At 58.5% G+C, this 17,833-nt stretch carries 17 protein-coding genes; 6 read left to right on the top strand and 11 right to left on the bottom strand.

Features of this window, described 5'->3' with window-relative positions:
- Nucleotides 1-4 precede the first annotated feature (4 nt).
- The 9 genes from porA to M6F29_RS04695 form a co-directional block, all read right to left on the bottom strand.
- Nucleotides 5-1,258 carry a hypothetical protein gene (gene porA / locus M6F29_RS04735; protein WP_298157746.1) on the bottom strand — a complete coding sequence of 418 codons (1,254 nt, stop codon included), beginning with the start codon at nucleotides 1,256-1,258 and terminating at the stop codon, nucleotides 5-7.
- Entirely contained in the window at nucleotides 1,251-1,835 is a 585-nt protein-coding gene (locus M6F29_RS04730; RefSeq protein ID WP_298157745.1) for a 2-oxoacid:acceptor oxidoreductase family protein, read from the bottom strand. The genes porA and M6F29_RS04730 overlap by 8 nt, the downstream gene beginning before the upstream one ends.
- Nucleotides 1,836-1,888: 53 nt before the next feature.
- Nucleotides 1,889-2,356 carry a hydrogenase maturation protease gene (locus M6F29_RS04725; protein ID WP_298157744.1) on the bottom strand — a complete coding sequence of 156 codons (468 nt, stop codon included), beginning with the start codon at nucleotides 2,354-2,356 and terminating at the stop codon, nucleotides 1,889-1,891.
- Nucleotides 2,357-2,361: 5 nt separating this feature from the next.
- Nucleotides 2,362-3,861 (bottom strand): Ni/Fe hydrogenase subunit alpha, encoded by a 1,500-nt coding sequence (locus M6F29_RS04720; RefSeq protein ID WP_298157743.1) that lies wholly within the window; start codon nucleotides 3,859-3,861, stop codon nucleotides 2,362-2,364.
- Between the two features lie 12 nt (nucleotides 3,862-3,873).
- Entirely contained in the window at nucleotides 3,874-4,410 is a 537-nt protein-coding gene (locus M6F29_RS04715; RefSeq protein ID WP_298157742.1) for an NADH-quinone oxidoreductase subunit B family protein, read from the bottom strand.
- Nucleotides 4,403-5,164 (bottom strand): 2Fe-2S iron-sulfur cluster-binding protein, encoded by a 762-nt coding sequence (locus tag M6F29_RS04710; RefSeq protein ID WP_298157741.1) that lies wholly within the window; start codon nucleotides 5,162-5,164, stop codon nucleotides 4,403-4,405. Before M6F29_RS04710 ends, M6F29_RS04715 begins: the two co-directional genes overlap by 8 nt.
- A gap of 12 nt (nucleotides 5,165-5,176) precedes the next feature.
- The gene (locus tag M6F29_RS04705) at nucleotides 5,177-6,973 is read right to left on the bottom strand and encodes an NADH-ubiquinone oxidoreductase-F iron-sulfur binding region domain-containing protein (protein ID WP_298157740.1); all 1,797 of its coding nucleotides are present in this window, start codon (nucleotides 6,971-6,973) and stop codon (nucleotides 5,177-5,179) included.
- 93 nt (nucleotides 6,974-7,066) lie between these two features.
- Nucleotides 7,067-9,496 carry a phosphoenolpyruvate synthase gene (gene ppsA / locus M6F29_RS04700; RefSeq protein WP_298157739.1) on the bottom strand — a complete coding sequence of 810 codons (2,430 nt, stop codon included), beginning with the start codon at nucleotides 9,494-9,496 and terminating at the stop codon, nucleotides 7,067-7,069.
- A 60-nt stretch (nucleotides 9,497-9,556) separates the two neighbouring features.
- Nucleotides 9,557-10,525, bottom strand: a complete 969-nt coding sequence (locus tag M6F29_RS04695) for a bifunctional enoyl-CoA hydratase/phosphate acetyltransferase (protein ID WP_298157738.1) — start codon at nucleotides 10,523-10,525, stop codon at nucleotides 9,557-9,559.
- Between the two features lie 225 nt (nucleotides 10,526-10,750).
- Between M6F29_RS04695 and M6F29_RS04690 the strand changes: the two genes are divergently transcribed.
- Complete coding sequence (locus tag M6F29_RS04690) at nucleotides 10,751-10,999, top strand: HypC/HybG/HupF family hydrogenase formation chaperone (protein WP_297456892.1); 249 nt, start codon at nucleotides 10,751-10,753, stop codon at nucleotides 10,997-10,999.
- A 5-nt stretch (nucleotides 11,000-11,004) separates the two neighbouring features.
- A complete protein-coding gene (gene hypD / locus M6F29_RS04685) occupies nucleotides 11,005-12,102 on the top strand; it encodes a hydrogenase formation protein HypD (RefSeq protein ID WP_524537704.1) in 1,098 nt (365 codons plus the stop codon).
- Here hypD and hypB read toward each other — a convergent pair.
- A complete protein-coding gene (gene hypB / locus M6F29_RS04680; protein WP_298157753.1) occupies nucleotides 12,093-12,968 on the bottom strand; it encodes a hydrogenase nickel incorporation protein HypB in 876 nt (291 codons plus the stop codon). The genes hypD and hypB overlap by 10 nt on opposite strands.
- A complete protein-coding gene (hypA, locus tag M6F29_RS04675; RefSeq protein ID WP_298157736.1) occupies nucleotides 12,968-13,309 on the bottom strand; it encodes a hydrogenase maturation nickel metallochaperone HypA in 342 nt (113 codons plus the stop codon). The genes hypB and hypA overlap by 1 nt, the downstream gene beginning before the upstream one ends.
- Before the next feature lie 204 nt (nucleotides 13,310-13,513).
- Between hypA and hypF the strand changes: the two genes are divergently transcribed.
- From hypF to hypE, 4 genes are all read left to right on the top strand, one after another.
- Nucleotides 13,514-15,823: a carbamoyltransferase HypF gene (gene hypF, locus M6F29_RS04670; protein ID WP_298157735.1), complete on the top strand. Its 2,310-nt coding sequence runs from the start codon at nucleotides 13,514-13,516 to the stop codon at nucleotides 15,821-15,823.
- A 120-nt stretch (nucleotides 15,824-15,943) separates the two neighbouring features.
- Nucleotides 15,944-16,282: a nucleotidyltransferase domain-containing protein gene (locus tag M6F29_RS04665; RefSeq protein WP_298157734.1), complete on the top strand. Its 339-nt coding sequence runs from the start codon at nucleotides 15,944-15,946 to the stop codon at nucleotides 16,280-16,282.
- Nucleotides 16,279-16,716 (top strand): HEPN domain-containing protein, encoded by a 438-nt coding sequence (locus tag M6F29_RS04660; RefSeq protein ID WP_298157733.1) that lies wholly within the window; start codon nucleotides 16,279-16,281, stop codon nucleotides 16,714-16,716. Before M6F29_RS04665 ends, M6F29_RS04660 begins: the two co-directional genes overlap by 4 nt.
- A gap of 108 nt (nucleotides 16,717-16,824) precedes the next feature.
- Nucleotides 16,825-17,829, top strand: coding sequence for a hydrogenase expression/formation protein HypE (hypE, locus tag M6F29_RS04655; RefSeq protein ID WP_298157732.1), 1,005 nt, complete (start codon nucleotides 16,825-16,827; stop codon nucleotides 17,827-17,829).
- Nucleotides 17,830-17,833 lie beyond the last annotated feature (4 nt).

The following is a 17,833-nucleotide window of genomic DNA, read 5'->3' as shown; positions in this document are numbered from 1 at the left end:
CTCCTTATGCAATTTTGGAGGCGACGGTACCGATATCGCGCAGAATGTTTTCCGCCACAGGCCCGGAGCGGCGTACGCTGCGTTCCCGCGCCAACTGCTTGTTGACCACATCCCAGTCCAGATCCAGAAAGGTCAGCGGTTCCAGCAAGCCCTGTTCCGCTTTCCGGAACAATTGGTGCAGGGACTTGCGCGTGATCGCGCGACCTCCCAGCCCGGCCACCACAGTGTAGCCTGGCATGTGCAACCCGGATATGGCCATGCGCACATCGTTGGAAAGTATTCCGCCGATGCCCACCGCCAGACTCTTTTCCAGGACCACCACGCGCCTGGCCTTGTGCAACGCAGCGCGCACCAGGTGCAGTGGGAAGGGGCGGAAACTGGTGATGCCCAGCACGCCGATCCGGTGACCGTCATCACGCATCTCGTCGACGGTGTCCTTGATAGTACCCAGCACCGAGCCCATGGACACCACGATGGTCTCGGCATCCTCGGTGCGATAGGTATGGATCAGACCACCCGTATCGCGCCCAAACACCTGCTTGAATTCAGCCGCCAGTTGCGGGATGCGCTCCAGGGCCTGCATATGCCTGGCGTGGGCCAGATAGCGCACTTCCATGAAGGCTTCCGGCCCAACCATCGCGCCGATGGAGACCGGTTCTCGAGGATCCAGCAGTTGGCGCGGTTCGTAAGGCGGTAAATAGGCATCAACCTGTTGCTGGCTCGGCAGATCTACCTGCTCGTGGGCATGGGTGAGTACAAAACCGTCCATGCACACCATTACGGGCAGTGATAATTCCTCAGCCAGTCTGAAGGCTTGAATATGCAGATCCAGTGCCTCCTGATTGGTCTCTGCGAACAACTGCATCCAACCGGAATCGCGTTGCGACATGGCATCGGAATAGTCGTTCCAGATATTGATCGGTGCCCCGATGGCACGGTTTGCCACCGTCATCACGATGGGCAGACCGAGGCCGGACGCGTTGTAGACCGCCTCCGACATGAATAACAGGCCCTGACTGGCGGTCGCCGTATAAGCGCGTGCGCCAGTGGCGGATGCGCCGATCGAAACCGACATCGCGGCGAATTCGCTTTCCACATTGATGAACTCGCACCCGGTCAGTTTCCCGCTCTTCACCATTTCCCCAAGCGCCTCGACGATGTGTGTCTGGGGTGTGATGGGATAGGCGCAGACCACCTCGGGACGGCACAGCGCAACGGTTTCGGCTACGGCACGAGAGCCTTCGATCTGCTTAAGCATCCAGGGTAACCTCCAGGGCAAGGGCTTTGATCCGGTTGTAGGCTTCAGTGGCGGCGGCGATATTGCCATCCGCAACCTTGCCGGAGAATTTTTCGGAAATGGCCTTGATCACCGACTCCAGGCGTATCAGCCCGGAGAGGGCGGCAAAACCGGCGATCAAAGGCACATTGGGTATCGGACGGCCGATATGTTCAAGAGCGATTTCAGTGGCTGATAAAGTGCGTAGCCGTTCGGGCAAGCTGCCGGCGGCCAGTTCGCCCAACCCCAACGCTTCGAAACTGCGCCCGGTGTTGAGCAGGATGTAGCCGTCCTTCTTCAACCCGTCAAACACATCGACCTGATGCAGCAGCGTGGTATCCTGGATAATGAGGGCATCCGGTTCCATGACCGGTTCGCGCAGACGAATTTCCCGGTCCGAGATGCGGCAAAACGACACCACCGGCGCGCCCATCCGCTCCGAACCGAAACTGGGGAAGGCTTGGGCATTGCGTCCTTCGGCAAAGGCCGCAGCCGAGAATATCTCTGCCGCCGTCACGACGCCCTGCCCCCCTCGACCATGTATGCGCAACTCGAACATATCCGATTTCCCTTTTGGCCCAGATGTCCTAACCTTACTCCATTACCCTGCGTTTACCAACCACCCCCGTCAGACAGGCAGGTTGATGTCGCGCATAAGTTGACCAGCAATTTCATTGCCGCGTCCAGATTGGCCGATGCCTTGCCGGTCAATTCTTCGCCCAATTCAAAATCGTAGCCTCGGATGCGCAGCAAAAATGCGCGCGGTGCCGGTTCCTGATATACCTGACGATAGGCGTACAACAGGGCGTTCGGGGTCATCGCATGGCTGGTGTAACTGTCATCCTTTATCGCGCCAATTTCGGAAAACTCGAATGGCTCGGTACAGGAAGTGTCGGCATCGATGAACAATACCCGCCTGCACTCGTCCAGGTCGGTGACGTGCTCGACTTGCAATTGCATGTCGTTCTGGCACTCGACCCCGGCAAGTTGCAATCGCGCCATGCGTTCGATCAACGCAGGACCAAGTGCATCATCTCCGCGCCCAGGATTGCCATATCCGAAAATCAGCAGGTTGGCCATGGCGTTCAGACTATTCTTTCGATCAGGCCATTGCCGCCCTTGGTCAACCGGTCCAATAACACACCGTCCGGGTCGACCAGTTCAACCTGCAATGGCATCTTGCCCAGCGCGTGCGTGGCGCAGGACAAACAGGGGTCATAGGCGCGTATGGCAACTTCCAGATGGTTCAACAAACCTTCGGTGATCTCGTGACCGTCGAGGTATTCATGGGCCACCAAACGCACTGATTCGTTCATCGCCTGATTGTTGCTTGTGGTCGAAACGATCAGGTTGGCCTTCTCCACCAAGCCTTGTTCGTCAATCTGATAGTGATGGAACAGCGTACCGCGCGGCGCCTCGATGACGCCGATACCGACGCTGCGCATTTCGCCCGCCTCCGCCCTCAGTTTGATTCCGGTGATTTCCGGATCCCGCAGCAATTGGTTGATGGATTCGGCGCAATGCAGGGCTTCGATCATGCGCGCCCAGTGGTAGGCGAGCGTGTCATGCACGAAACCACCCTGACCGAACTCCTTGAAACGCCTGCGCGATGCTTCTGCCAGGGGTGTGGCAATCATGTCGCAGTTGTTCATCCTGGCCAGCGGACCGACGCGATACCAGCCCTGTTGCTTGCCCAGTTCGACCAGATAGGGAAACTTCATGTAACTCCATGGTCGTACTTCCTCGCGGATGATCTGCTGATAACCCCGGTAATCGAACTGATCGAAAATATGCGCGCCGCTTGGCAAACTCGCACGCAGCCCGCCATGGTAGAGTTCCAGTTCTCCGCCGCTGCCGATCATGCTCAGGAAGTTGCTGCGGATGGCGGCGTAACCATGGTGCTCGGGGTGTGCGGTATGTATCTGTTCGTTCAGCCCCACCGCGTCCTGGCACCATGTCAGAATGTCATCGATACCGGCCAGCAGGGTGTCGCGCTCGGCAACGGTGAGAGGCTTGTTCATGCCCCCCGGCACGGTGGCCGTGCCGTGGATGCGCTTGCCGGAAATTGCCGCAATGATCTGCTGTCCGTACTTGCGCAACTTCACGCCCTTCAGCCCGAGTTCCGGATATTTATCCAGCACGCCGACGATGTTGCGTTGCGCCGGATTGCTGCCGAACCCGAACAGCAGATCGGGCGATGACAGGTGGAAAAAATGCAGGGCGTGCGATTGCAGAACCTGGCCGAAATGCAGCAGACGGCGCAATTTCTCGGCCGAGAGCGTGAGTTGCTCGACACCCACCAACTGATCCACCGCCTTGGCTGCAGCCAGTTGATGACTCACCGGACAGATTCCGCACAGACGCTGTACAAAGAAGGGCACTTCCCAGTAGGGACGCCCCTGAATGAATTTTTCGAAGCCGCGAAATTCAACGATGTGCAGGCGCGCTTCATGGATGTGGTTCTCTGCATCGAGCATCAGCGTGATCTTGCCGTGTCCTTCAACCCGCGAGATGGGGTCGATGGCGACGCGCCTTAAACCGGGCTGGTGGTTATTGCCGGATGGAACTGTCGTGTCCTGTTTCATGGCGGGCCATCTTCAGTCGTAATGCAGCAGTTTTTTTGGGAGCACGGGTTCCCGGCCTTCCAGCAGATCGCCGAGCACGCTCAGAAACCCCTCTGGTGACGGCGGGCAACCCGGCAGATAGTAATCCACCCGCACCACTTCATGGATGGGATGCACTTTGTCGAGCAGCAGTGGCAATTCCGCATCGTCGGGGATCTGCGGATCCTCCACGCCGATCCCGTTCAGATAGGACTCTTCAAGGCATGCACCCAGACCGAAATGATTGCGCATCGCGGGGATGCCACCATTGATGGCACAGGCGCCGACTGCGACCAGTACCCGGCAATTGGCGCGAAACTCACGCAGCACATGCACATTGTCCGCGTTGCACAGTCCTCCCTCCACCAAACCGATGTCGCACGGCCCGCAATGCTTGATATCGTTCAGCGGCGAGCGATCGAACTCGACATGTTCCAGCAATTCCACCAACCGTTCATCCATATCGAGAAAGGACGTATGGCAGCCGAAACAACCGGCGAGCGAAGTCGTGGCGATCCTGATCTTAGTCATCGGTATGCCCCACCCTGGCCTGGATCACTTTTTCAAGACCGATCTCACCGACCTGGTGCAGGTCGAAGGTGCGCCACCCAATGGGTATCTCATAGCCGTGCGCCTTGATCAGAATCGCGCCCACCGGACAAATGTGCGCTGCCAGGTCGTCGATTTCAAGATCGCTGTCAGCCAACTTTCCGCTGGGCGAATTCACGATCAGGCGTGCAGTGATGCCCCGCCCGGCGACAGCAAACACGTTCTTGCCGTCCACTTCACGGCTGGCACGCACACACAACTCGCAGAGTATGCAGCGGTCGCGATCCAGCATCACGGTCGAATGCGAGGCATCCACTTCGCGGCGCTGAAAGAACTGAGGAAAATGGCCCTCCAGCATACCGAGATGATAGGCCATCGCCTGCAGTGTGCAGTTGCCAGTCTTTTCGCAGGATGGGCACAGATGATTGCCTTCGATGAACAACATTTGCGTAAGGGTCCTGCGCGCTTCATTCAGCGCAGGCGTGTTATTGCTGACCTGTTGACCGGCCACGGCGGGGGTCGTGCAGGACGATGCCCGCCCGCTGCCGATATCGACCATGCACAGTTTGCAACTGCCGTGCGGCGTGAGGCCGGGATGATGACACAGATGGGGAATATAGACACCGGCAGCCAGTGCCGCATCCATGAGGGTCTGTCCGTCCTTGAACGGGATTTCGATGCCGTCCATCGTGAAGGTATTCGGGCTGAACTCTGGTTGGTTTGCACCGGCGCTCATGTCATTCTCCCGCTAGTCCAGGTGGGCAGCCGCGTCATCGCGATGCGTGATCCGTCGAGCCTCTTCCAGCGCCGCGTCCAGATCGAAGCAGGGTTCATGACTGTCCTGCGCCAGACGCCGCTCGAATACATGCGGAAAGCGATTCAAACAGTCCAGAATGGGATTTGCAGCCGTTTGCCCCAATCCGCAATGCGAACGGTGTTTGACCAGGATGCCCAGACGTTTCATTTCATCCACGTCATATTGCGTGCCATGACCGTTGGCGATCCTGTCGAGTCCGTTTTTGAGCAGTGTCGTGCCCACCCGGCAAGGCGTACAGAAGCCACAACTTTCATGGGCGAAAAAGTGGGCAAAGTTCACGATCATGGACAGCAGGTCGCGCTCGTGGCCAAACACCATGAACGAACCACCGGTGGGCAAATCCTCGAAGCCCAGCGTGCGATGGAATTCCGCGCTGCCAATCAGCGTTCCGGAAGGACCGCCGATCTGCACTGCCTGAACATCCCTCGCGCCGCAATCGTCCAGTACCTGTCGTATGGTCACACCGAAAGGATATTCGTAAATCCCGGGGGCAGAACAGTCGCCGCTCACACTCAGGATCTTGCTGCCCGTCGATTTTTCCGTGCCCACCGCCCTGAACCATGCACTGCTGCGCAGAGAAATATGAGCGGCAGCGGCAAACGTTTCGACATTGTTGACAACGGTGGGCTGACCGAGATAGCCGTGGGTCACCGGAAAGGGTGGACGATTGCGCGGTATGCCGCGCTTTCCTTCCAATGATTCGATCAGCGCGGATTCTTCACCACAAATGTAGGCACCTGCCCCAACGACGATCTCGATGTCGAAATCGAACCCGTGCTGACCAAGAATATGGTTACCCAGCAAACCCACTTCCCGCCTGTGCGTCAGCATGGTTTGCAATTGCGGCAGCAGATAGCGATACTCGCCACGCAGATAGAGAAATCCCTGTTTTGCGCCAATCACGGCAGCACATAGGGTCATTCCCTCGAACACCTCATCGGCGTGGCTATGCAACAGCACACGATCCTTGAACGTGCCGGGCTCCCCTTCATCGGCGTTGCAAAGCACGTAATGCGCCGTCCCCTGCGCCTCACGGCAAAGCGTCCACTTGATGCCGGCGCTGAATCCTGCGCCACCCCGCCCGCGCAGCCCTGACCGGGTGATTTCGGCAAGGGTGGCATCAAAGCCTCGGGCCAAAGCTGCGCGAATACCGGCACCTGCAGCAAAGCCATTTTTGAGCAACAATCCCGCACGGCGGATATTGTCCTCAACACGAAACCATTCGGCAGGCCAGTCCGAGAGCGCAACTTCCGTTTCAACCCGTTCAGCCACACGCATGATCTTTACGGAATCCAGACGGGTGATCGGGATACCGTTGACCAGCAAGGCAGCGCCCTGATCACACATGCCGATGCAGGATGTTTCATCCACGCTGACCAACCCATCGGCACGCGTCTCACCGGCAACCACGTGCAGGCGGTCACAGAGCACATGCAGCAGATTCCTGCCATCCTGCCCGAACCCGCAACCGGGGCAATTGCTGAACAGGATGTGGTACTTTCCACGCGGTGTTTTGTAAAGAAACGAATAGAACTCGACCACGGACTCGACCTGGCCGACCGGCAGACCAAGATGTTCGGAAACTGCGCACACAGTCTGGTCGGAAAGGTGCAGAAGTTGTTGTTGGAGGATGCACAGCACCTCCAGCAAGTGCCTGGACTGAGCGCAGGCACCTGCAACGGTTACATTCAAGGGCTCAGTGCGCTCTGTTCTGCCGACCGAATTCATGGCTGGTTCACCTCACCGTTCCCACCTCTGAAATTTCAACGAACCTCGCCTTCCACGGTGTTGCGCTGCGCCTTTCCCGGAAAACCGGTTCCGCTATCCGGGATTGCGTGACAGGCGCTGTTCCACCTCCAGTACAAGCCGGGTGGTGGTGAGTACCGTATCCGGATTGAGGCTCATGGAGTCGATGCCCAGTTCCACCAGATATTCGGCCATCTCGGGATAATCCGACGGTGCCTGCCCGCACAAACCGGAATAGCGGCCGTTACGCTTTGCTCCTTCCACCGCCAGGCGGATCATCTCCTTCACGCCGGGATCGCGCTCATCAAAATCGAAGGCCACGATCTCGGAATCGCGGTCTACCCCCAGGGTCAACTGGGTCAGATCATTAGAGCCGATGGAGAAACCGTCGAACAGTTTTGCGAAGGCATCGATCAGGATGACGTTGTTGGGGATCTCGCACATGACGTAGACCTCCAGTCCGTTATCACCGCGCCTGAGGCCATGCGCAGCCATCGCTTCCAGGACCTTTTCACCCTCCTGCACGCGACGGCAAAAAGGAATCATCAACTTGACGTTGGTCAGTCCCATCTCATCACGCACCCGTTTCATCGCCGCGCACTCCAGCGCAAATCCTGCGGCGTAAGCGGGATGTGTATAACGGGAAGCACCGCGAAAACCGATCATCGGGTTCCCCTCCTCCGGCTCAAAAAATGTTCCGCCCAGCAGGGTGGCGTATTCATTGCTCTTGAAGTCGCTCATACGCACCACGCAGGGTTTGGGGTACACTGCCGCAGCAATCGTGGCGACGCCTTCGGCCAGTGTCTTGACGAAGAAATCCACCGGATTTTCAAAAGCGGCGCTCAGCGCGGCGATCTTCTCGCGCGTCGCGGCATCCACCTTTTCAGGACACTTGATCGCCATTGGATGAACTTTGATGTATTCATTGATAATGAATTCCATACGCGCCAGTCCGATACCATCCACAGGCAACGAAGCCAGACTGAAGGCCTGGTCCGGATTACCCAAATTCATCATGATCCTGGTCCTGGGGTGTCCCAACTGGCTGAGATCCGTCTGCTGAACGTCAAAACCCAGCAGGCCGTCATAGACATTCCCGGTTTCGCCTTCGGCGCAACTGATGGTGATCTCCTGTCCGTTCCGGATTACCTCCGTCGTGCTTTCGGTTCCCACGATGGCGGGAATACCCAGTTCGCGTGACACAATGGCGGCATGGCAGGTACGGCCCCCCCGGTTCGTTACGATCGCAGCGGCAGTCTTCATCACAGGTTCCCAATCCGGTGTCGTGGTATCGGCAACCAGCACTTCTCCCGGTTGAAAATCACTCAGGTGTTTGACGTCATGGATGACACGCGCCTTCCCGGCACCAATCTTGGTGCCGACAGCCCTGCCCCGGAGAAGGACAGTCGACCTTTCCCTGAGATGGTAAATCTCCAGGATGGTGCCTTTCTTTTGTGAGGACACCGTTTCTGGTCGCGCCTGCACCAGATACAACAGCCCATCCAGTCCGTCTTTGGCCCACTCCATGTCCATGGGCTTGTATTGACCGGCTTTCCTGGAATAGTGGTCTTCAACCTTGATGGCATAGTCGGTCAGCACCATGATATCCGAATCGGTGATGCAATAGCGATTCCTTTCTTCGCTGCTGGTATCGATATTCCTGGTGTATTCCACCGCGATATTGCCGGTATTGAGGATATCGGTAAAAATCATCTTCTTTTCCTTGCTGCCCAGGCGGCGTTTCAGAACGGCGCGGTATCCCTTGATGAAGCCGGGTTTATGCGCATAAAAACTATCCGGGTCGATCGTTCCCTGGACGACATTTTCACCAAGCCCCAGAGCGGCATTGATGAAGACCACATCCCTGAATCCCGTTTCCGTGTCCAGTGAAAACATCACGCCACTGGCGCCGATGTCACTGCGCACCATTTTCATGACCACCACAGAGAGGTGGACCTTGTAGTAGTCAAACCCATTGTCGTATTTGTAATGGATGGAACGGTCGGTAAAGTTGGACGCCAGACAGCGTTTATAGGCGTCAAGCAGCGCAGCGTCACTGGCGATGTTGAGATAGGTGTCATTCTGTCCTGCAAAGGAGGCCTCCGGCGAATCCTCGGCAGTGGCAGAAGAACGTACCGCAAGGGAGATCTTGTCCCCATACTCGCGTTTGAGCTGGGCATAGCCCTGTAAAATGGCCGCCTTTAAATCATCAGGAATCTGACAGCCGTAGACAATCGCCCGGGCTTTTTCTCCACGAGCCTGTAAATCTCTGACGTCGTCAGGATCGAGCCCGTCGAGAGCCGCATGCAGCAACCGCCATGCGTTGTTGTATTTCAGCACATAGGCATAGGCCTCGGCGGTCACTGCAAATCCGTTGGGGACGCGTACACCCTCGGCCGTCAGGTTTCGGTACATTTCCCCCAGCGAGGCATTCTTTCCGCCGACCAGAGGTACATCGTCGAGGCCAATCTCGTTGAACCAGCGGATGTGCGAGATCTTGTTCATGTCATGCCCCTTATGCAATAGGAATATGTTTGACAGACGATGTGAGGCGTTCGTCGGCAGTCATGATTCATCTCCCGTATCAGGTATGCCCGTGACCGATACGCCTTCACCGTCCCAATGCTGATGCAACAACACGGCAATGGCGGAGGAGATCAGACGGGCAGCGGGGGGATCAGAACGAGAGGTAAGCATCAACGGTACTCTGGCGCCGATGACAATACCTGCCAGGGTTGCCCCGGCAAGGTATTCCAGATTCTTGGCAAGAATATTGCCGGCATCCAGATCTGGCGCCAGCAGGATGTCCGCCTCGCCCGCCACGGTACTGTTGATCTGCTTGACCATGCTGGCATCGTGCGAAATGGCGTTGTCGAAAGCCAGCGGGCCGTCCACCTCGGCATGGGTGATCTGGCCGCGCTGGGCCATCTTGCTGAGGCAGGCGGCGTCCAGAGTAGACGGAATGCTCGGCTTGACCAGTTCGATCGCCGACAACGCCGCGACTTTTGGCCTGTCCACACCCAGGATGCGTGCCAGATCGATGGCGTTTTGCAGAATCTCCGCCTTGGTGGCAAGATCCGGCGCGATGTTGATGGCGGCATCGGTGATAAACAGCAGTTTGTGGTAACTGGCTAAGTCTGCCACGAAGACATGACTGATGCGCCGCGCCGTGCGCAACTGACGCAATACTGGCCTCATCAGTTCGTCGGTGTGGATCCAGCCTTTCACCAGGGCTTCTGCCTTGCCCTCCAGCACCCGTTGCACGCCCGCCTCGGCCGCTTCCAGAGCCGACGCCATATGGACGATGGGAAAACGATCGCTGGGACACCCCAGTTGTCGGCACACGATTTCGATCTGTGCCCGCGGTCCCAGCAGTACCGGCTCGATCAAACCGTGATCGCTGGCTTCCACCACCCCGGCCAATACATGGGCTTCCTGCGCATTCGCCACCGCCACCCGCAGGGGAGGATGGCTGCTTGCCTGGGCAAGAATCGCGGCAAAGCGGGGTGACAACAGGGGTGTCGTTTCGTTCATGGCGCTCCCTCCGGCGTGATGTGCGCGGACATTGTTTCGAATGCCTTCCCGACGTCTGCAATCCCGAGGATCCCCGACTTACCCCCTGCACATTGCGTCGCCTGGCTGGAGTCAGCCTATTACTTTTATCCGGGAACTTCAACCAACCGATTTATCCAACCATAAAATCAAACAGATTCTCCACTCGGGACTATACTGAGAAACCTTCATGATCCCTCAATGGCCATGTGTCTGGGTATTCCCATGCAAATCGTCGCAATCGACGGCTACAACGCGCGCTGCACCGCCAGGGGGGTGATGCGCGAGGTCAGCCTGTTCATGCTACAGGATGAACCAATCGTTGTGAATGATTTCGTGATGGTGCATGTGGGTTACGCATTACAGAAAATGACCGAGCAGGAAGCGCGTTCGACCTGGGAGTTGCTTGATGAAGTGTCGGCCTGTGACCCGGACCAGCACGTGCTTGAGGTCTGACCATCATTTTGAGCGCAAGGGACTGGCTGGAAAATATCCGCGCCTTGCCGCTGACCGGCCGGGTGCGCATCATGAATGTGTGCGGTGGCCACGAGCGTTCGATCACGATGGCGGGCCTGCGCGGCGCTTTGCCGCAGAATGTCGAACTGATCCCCGGCCCCGGCTGTCCGGTGTGCGTGTGCCCTGAAGAGGATGTATCCCACGCCATTCAACTGGCATTGCGCGCAGGCGTGATTCTGGTTGCATTCGGCGACATGCTGCGCGTGCCGGTGAATGGGCCAAAATCCGAGCCGCGCTCACTGGAGCAGGCCAAGGCCGCTGGTGCCGACATAAGGCCGGTGTCCAGCCCGCAGGAGGCGGTGAAAATCGCCAGAGAAAATCCGCAGTGGCCAGTGGTATTCTTTGTCGCCGGTTTCGAAACCACCACCGCACCGGTGGCAGCCATGCTGATCGAAGGCATTCCTGACAATCTGTTTTTGTTGCTGTCGTGCCGCCTTACCTGGCCTGCGGTCGCGATGCTGCTCGACTCGGGAAAGCACGGTTTCGACGCGCTGGTCGCGCCCGGCCATGTCGCTACGGTGATGGGGCCGGAGGAATGGGCCTTCGTCGTGGAGCAACAGGCCATTCCCACGGCGATCGCCGGATTCACCCCCGTATCGCTGCTGGCGGCGATGTATTCAGTATTGCGCCAACTGATCGAAAAAAAATTCTTTCTGGACAACTGTTATCCCGAGGTGGTGCGTCCCGGCGGAAACGCAACAGCACGGGCACAACTCAAACAGGCGCTACAGGTCAGCGATGCGAACTGGCGCGGCATTGGGATCATTCCGGCGTCTGGCTTTGCACTCGCAACGCGCTTCGAGCGCCACGATGCGCGCAAAAAATTTGGCGCGTTTGAAACGGGAAGGCACAAGCGTGTCGGCGAAATGCCGCCAGGTTGCGATTGTGCGCGGGTGGTACTGGGAAAGATCTACCCGAATGAATGCAAACTTTTTGGCACTGCCTGCACCCCGCGCACACCGGTGGGGCCATGCATGGTGTCGGAGGAAGGCGCCTGCCGGATCTGGCGGTCGACGGGGCACTCTCGCCCCCGTCAGGGGTGAATGCGCGCAATTGAATACAAGCGGCAACCGGCCTTGATCCATTCCAGCCACTCGCCCAAGCCCTCACCACTGGTTGCGGAAACCCGGATTACCTGAATGTCCGGATTCACGCGACGCGCATTGACCATGGCCAGGTCGGAGTCGAAATCAAGGTGGGGCAACAGGTCGCACTTGCTGAGCAGCATCAGGTCGGAGGCGCGAAACATGTCGGGATATTTGAGCGGTTTATCCTCGCCCTCCGTCACCGAGAACATCACCACCTTATGCGCTTCGCCCAGATCAAAACCCGCCGGGCAAACCAGATTCCCGACGTTCTCGATCAGCAACAGACTGTCGTTTTTCAGGGCCAGCCGTCCCATGGCCTGCCCCACCATGTGCGCATCCAGATGACAACCCTTGCCGGTATTGATCTGCAGCGCCGGTGCGCCAGTGGCACGAATGCGCGCGGCATCGTTGTCGGTCTGCTGGTCGCCCTCGATGACGGCAAGGGGCTGCATTCCATTCAAGGCAGTGATGGTTTTGACCAGCAGCGTGGTTTTCCCAGATCCCGGACTGGACACCAGATTGAGCGCAAAGATTCCTCGGGATGAAAAGTAGCGACGGTTCTCATCGGCATAATCGTTGTTCTTGGCGAGGATGTCGCGCTCGATTTTCACCATGCGTGCCTGGCTCATGCCGGGGGCATGCGTACCTGCCGGTCCGGCCCCGAAATCGAGGGTGTCAGGGAAAAGAGCGGGGGCGCGCTCCGGTGCTCGATAGCGCAGTTCCTTGCCGGGTTTGTGCTGTCGGGCGAAAGCATGGCCACCCCCCGGCCTGCGGCCTCCGACGAGTGTCTGACCCTTTCCGCATCCGCATGTCGTACACATCACTCCACCTCCAGTTCCCTGACCCTCATCTCGTCGCCGCCCGTCACTTCCATCCGGAAACTGCCGCAATCCGGGCAAGGTTCATAACGGGAGGTCACCACCCTGTTGCAGGCGCACTCCATGCACCAGCCAAGTCCGGCGGTCTCGATGATTTCCAGGCGCGCGTCCCGGGCAATACTGTCGCGCGCCACCACGTCGAAGCAGAAGCGCAGCGACTCTGTCTCCACGCCAGCCAACTGGCCGATCTCCAGCCACACCACCTTGACCCTTGCGTACCCCTCAGCCCGGGCCGTATCCTCGATGATCTGCAGTATGCTCTCTGCGATCGATATTTCATGCATGGCAAGTCTCTCTCATGGCAGTTCATGTTGAACCCATAGGAAAAAATTGGCAACTCCTTGCCCCGGTCTGCCGTGCAAAACCCGTGTTCCTGCTGTTCGCACCAATCGTTGTGTCTGGGGGTACAATGGGACTTGGTGTGCCCCATGCTGTATGGTTCTGTCGTCCCAAGCACTTTTTGAGCGATTTTCCACCCTGAAACCTGCATGAACACTGTCGACCAGCCTCTTTCTTCCCGACCCGTCTCCCGTGAAGCCCGCCGCTGGTTGATGGGCGGTCGGGTGCAAGGTGTGGGCTATCGCGCCTTCGTATTCAATCTGGCGCTACAGTTCAAATTGACGGGCGTGGTGCAGAATCTCACCGGCGAAGTCCTGGTGGAAGCGCAGGGTGAACCCGCCACACTGGACGCCTTCGCTGCCGCCCTGATTTCAGGCGCCCCCCCATTGGCTCGACCGCACGTCATTTCCTGTCAACTCATCCCGGTTCGCGATTTGCGCGGTTTTGAAATCCTGGCCAGCGCCATCGCTTCGCAACCCGACATACACATACCGCCGGATTATTCCCTTTGCGATGATTGCCGACGCGAGATGCGGGATCCAGACGACAGGCGTTACCGCTATCCGTTCATCAACTGCACGCAATGCGGACCGCGCTATACGCTGATCACCGCCATGCCTTACGACAGAGCACACACAACGATGGCGGATTTCCCGTTATGTCCGCGTTGCCGTGCGGAATACGAAGACCCCCATGACCGTCGTTTCCACGCTCAGCCACTGGCCTGCCCGACGTGCGGACCGCAACTGAGTTTCATCGCGGCGCCTGAACGCAGCGAAGGCAATACGGCATTGCAGGCGTGCATCGAATCCTTGCGTCGCGGTGAAACCGTCGCGGTGAAAGGCATAGGCGGTTATCACCTGATGTGTGATGCGCTGAATCCCACCGCCATCGCGCGACTGCGCGCCAGCAAACACAGGCCGCACAAGCCCCTGGCCGTGATGTTCCCGTGGCTGGGGAAAGATGGTTTGCAGTGCGTACGCGAGGAGTTGCTGCTCGACCCGGCGACTGAAACCGCGCTGTGTCATGCCGCACGCCCCATCGTGCTGATTCCACGGCACGCGGACTCAACCTTGCCGGATGTCATTGCGCCGGGTTTGCGCGAAATCGGCGCAATGCTGCCCTACAGCCCGTTGCATCATCTCCTGCTGGAAAATTTCGGATCGCCGCTGGTCGCCACTTCCGGCAATCTCAGTGGCGAACCGGTGCTGACCGATAACGCCGAAGCCGAGGCGCGGTTGGGCAAGGTAGCACAGGTCTTTTTGCACCACAACCGTCCGATCGCGCGCCCGGCGGACGACAGCGTCGTACGCGTGGTCGCGAACAAACCGCGCCTGTTGCGTGCCGGGCGCGGCATCGCACCGCTGGAATTCGATCTGCCCTACACCTTACCGCAACCGCTCCTGGCCGTCGGTGGCCACATGAAAAATTCCATCGCACTGGGCTGGAATAACCGCGCAGTACTATCGCCGCACATCGGCGATCTCGACACGCCGCGCAGCCAGGAAATCTTCGCTCAGGTGGTCGAAGACCTGCAGAAACTATACGGCGTCGTGGCCCAGGCCATCGTCTGCGACGCGCACCCCGGCTACGCAAGCAGCCGCTGGGCGACGAAACAGGACTTGCCGCTGCGGCGCGTCCAGCATCACCACTCTCATGCCTCGGCGCTGTCATTTGAGGGCGGGCTGGATAAAACCTGGCTGACCTTCACCTGGGATGGCGTGGGACTTGGCGAGGACGGTACTCTGTGGGGGGGCGAAGCGCTGCACGGCAAACCAGGCGCGTGGCAACGCGTTGTCAGTTTCAAGCCGTTCCGCCTGCCCGGTGGTGAACGCGCCGGACGCGAACCGTGGCGCTCGGCTGCCGCACTCTGTTGGGAGAGCGGACTCGACTGGCCGTCGGAAAGACGCGATACGTTACTGCTGAAAAGCGCGTGGCAGCATGGCGTGAATGCGCCGCTCACTACCGCGGTGGGCCGCTTGTTTGATGCCGCATCCTGCCTGCTTGGACTGATCGACACGGCAACTCATGAGGGACAGGGGCCGATGCGGCTGGAAGCCGCTGCAACCCTTGATCAGACCGTGGGGGCAATTGAATCCCTGGACTTGCCACTTCATGAAGACGGGCAGGGTTTGCTCGTCGCCGACTGGACATCGCTGCTGCATGCGCTGCTTCGCGACGAGGTGCCGGTGGCACACCGCGCGATGCAGTTCCACCTGAGTTTGGCGCATTCCATTGTCGCGCAGGCAGAACGCATCCACACCCGCAGGGCATTCGAGGCCGTGGGGTTGACCGGTGGCGTGTTCCAGAACAAACTGCTGGCCGAACTGGCGATACGACAACTGAATGCTGCCGGATTCGAGGCATATCTGCCACAGCGGGCTTCATGCAACGACGGCAGTCTGGCACTCGGTCAGTTGATCGAAACAGCATCAAAAATGGGTATCCGGAATCTGTGATTGACTTCCGCGTTTTGGATTTGTGTAGTAAATTCGGGGGGTGTGGGTGAAGCATGTTTCTGGCAGGCCAGGACGATCTTGTGAATTTTGCAAAAAGATGGATTGCATTGTGAGGCGGTTATGAATCGCATTGACCATGACACCGAGGAAGTTGTTCACAGGTTTCTTGGCTTGATCGCCAACCGCTACGACACGGCGGGGGTTATCGTCTATGGCAGCCGCGCGCGTGGAACGCACCGTCCGGACAGCGATGTGGATGTGGCCGTGCTATTGCGTGGTGAACACCAGCGATTCCTGACAGCCAAACTGGATATGGCGGATATTGCGTTTGATGTCCTGCTTGAAACCGGCATACTCATTTCGCCTCTCCCGGTATGGCTTGATGAGTGGGAGCATCCTGAAAGTTACTCGAACCCTGCTTTGCTACGCAATATTGACCGGGAAGGGGTTCGACTGTGAGCAATCGGCAATTGACGCCTGAAGCATGGATGGTAAAAGCGAGCACAGCATGTTCGTCTGCCCGTGCGTTGCTTGATCTCGGCGATGTGGATGGTGCGGCGAATCGAGCCTATTACGCCATGTTCGACGCCGCCCGCGCCGCTTTGTTAGTATCTGGTGCGCCGGTCGAACCGGATGTTGGCCGAACCCATAGTGGCTTGATCGGAGCCTTCGGTAAATATCTGGTCAAAAACGGCCCGGTATCAAAAGAGGTGGGACGCCTCTTGAATCGGGCACACGAAATCCGGCTGATCGCTGACTATAACGGGGATTCGGTCGAACCAGAAGATGCCCGTGAGATGGTGGAGCAGTCCGAAATTTTCATCTCTGCCATACGAGCCGAATTTATGCCGAAGGAACCTGCCAACCCTATGCCTTCCCGTCCGCCCGCATAACTGTCCCATCCGACCGCTGCATTGTGGCGGCAGAGTCGTTGGACGGCGTTGATCTTGTTTTTCTGGATTCACAAGTTCCAGATACCCAAAAAAATATGAGACGTTGAAATGAATGATGGGTACATCAGCCTCGCACACGGAAATGGCGGGCATTACATGCGCGAATTGATCGAGAAGTTATTTGTGCGCCACCTCGCCAACCCGTTGCTCAATGTGGATACGGACGCTGTAGCACTGCCCGAAATGGAGGGCGACCTGATGGTAACCACCGATGGCTTCACGGTACAGCCGCTGGAATTTCCTGGCGGAACGATAGGTTCGCTCGCGGTGTATGGCACGGTGAACGACCTTGCAGTAACGGGCGCCGTGCCCCATTACCTTACGCTCGGCACATTCATTGAGGAAGGCTTCGAGATTGCGCAACTCGAACGCATCGTCATCAGCCTGGCTGAGGCTGCGCGCGCGTCGAACGTCGCCGTGGTGGCAGGTGACACAAAGGTGGTGAGGCGCGGCGAAGGCGGCGGCCTGTATCTCTCCACCACCGGCATCGGCGTGCGTCCCAGACATCTGCAACTCGGCCCCGAGCGTATCCGTCCAGGCGATGCAGTGCTGGTGAGCGGCCCGGTGGGCGACCACGGCATCGCAGTGATGCTGGCGCGCGAGCAGTTCGGCTTGCAGGGCGAACTGCGATCGGATGCGGCGAACGTGCTGCCGCTGACGCAGGCGCTGCTTGGGTTGAACGGCCTGCGCTTCATGCGCGATCCGACGCGCGGCGGACTGGCCACGGTGATCCACGAAATCTGCCGTTCGACGAAATTGCAGGTGCGATTGAATCAACCCGCCATCCCGGTGCGTGAGCAAGTCACGGCAGTGTGCGAGATGCTGGGCTACGATGCGATGTACTTGGCCTGCGAGGGACGCGTGGTGGCGGTGGTGGAAGCCGCCCAGGCCAGAGATGCGCTGACGCGCTGGCAGGCGCTACCGCAGGGTTGCGATGCCGCGATCATCGGCAACCTCTGCGAGGGACAGGCGCATGCGGTGCTGGAAACCGAACTGGGGGGTCATCGAATGCTGGAAGAACTGGAAGACGATCCGTTGCCGCGAATATGCTGAGGTC

It is taken from the genome of Ferrovum sp. (assembly GCF_027317285.1).
Taxonomy (GTDB): Bacteria; Pseudomonadota; Gammaproteobacteria; order Burkholderiales; family Ferrovaceae; genus Ferrovum.
Note: the sequence above shows the minus strand (reverse complement) of the source record. Positions and strands in the feature narration are given on the sequence as shown.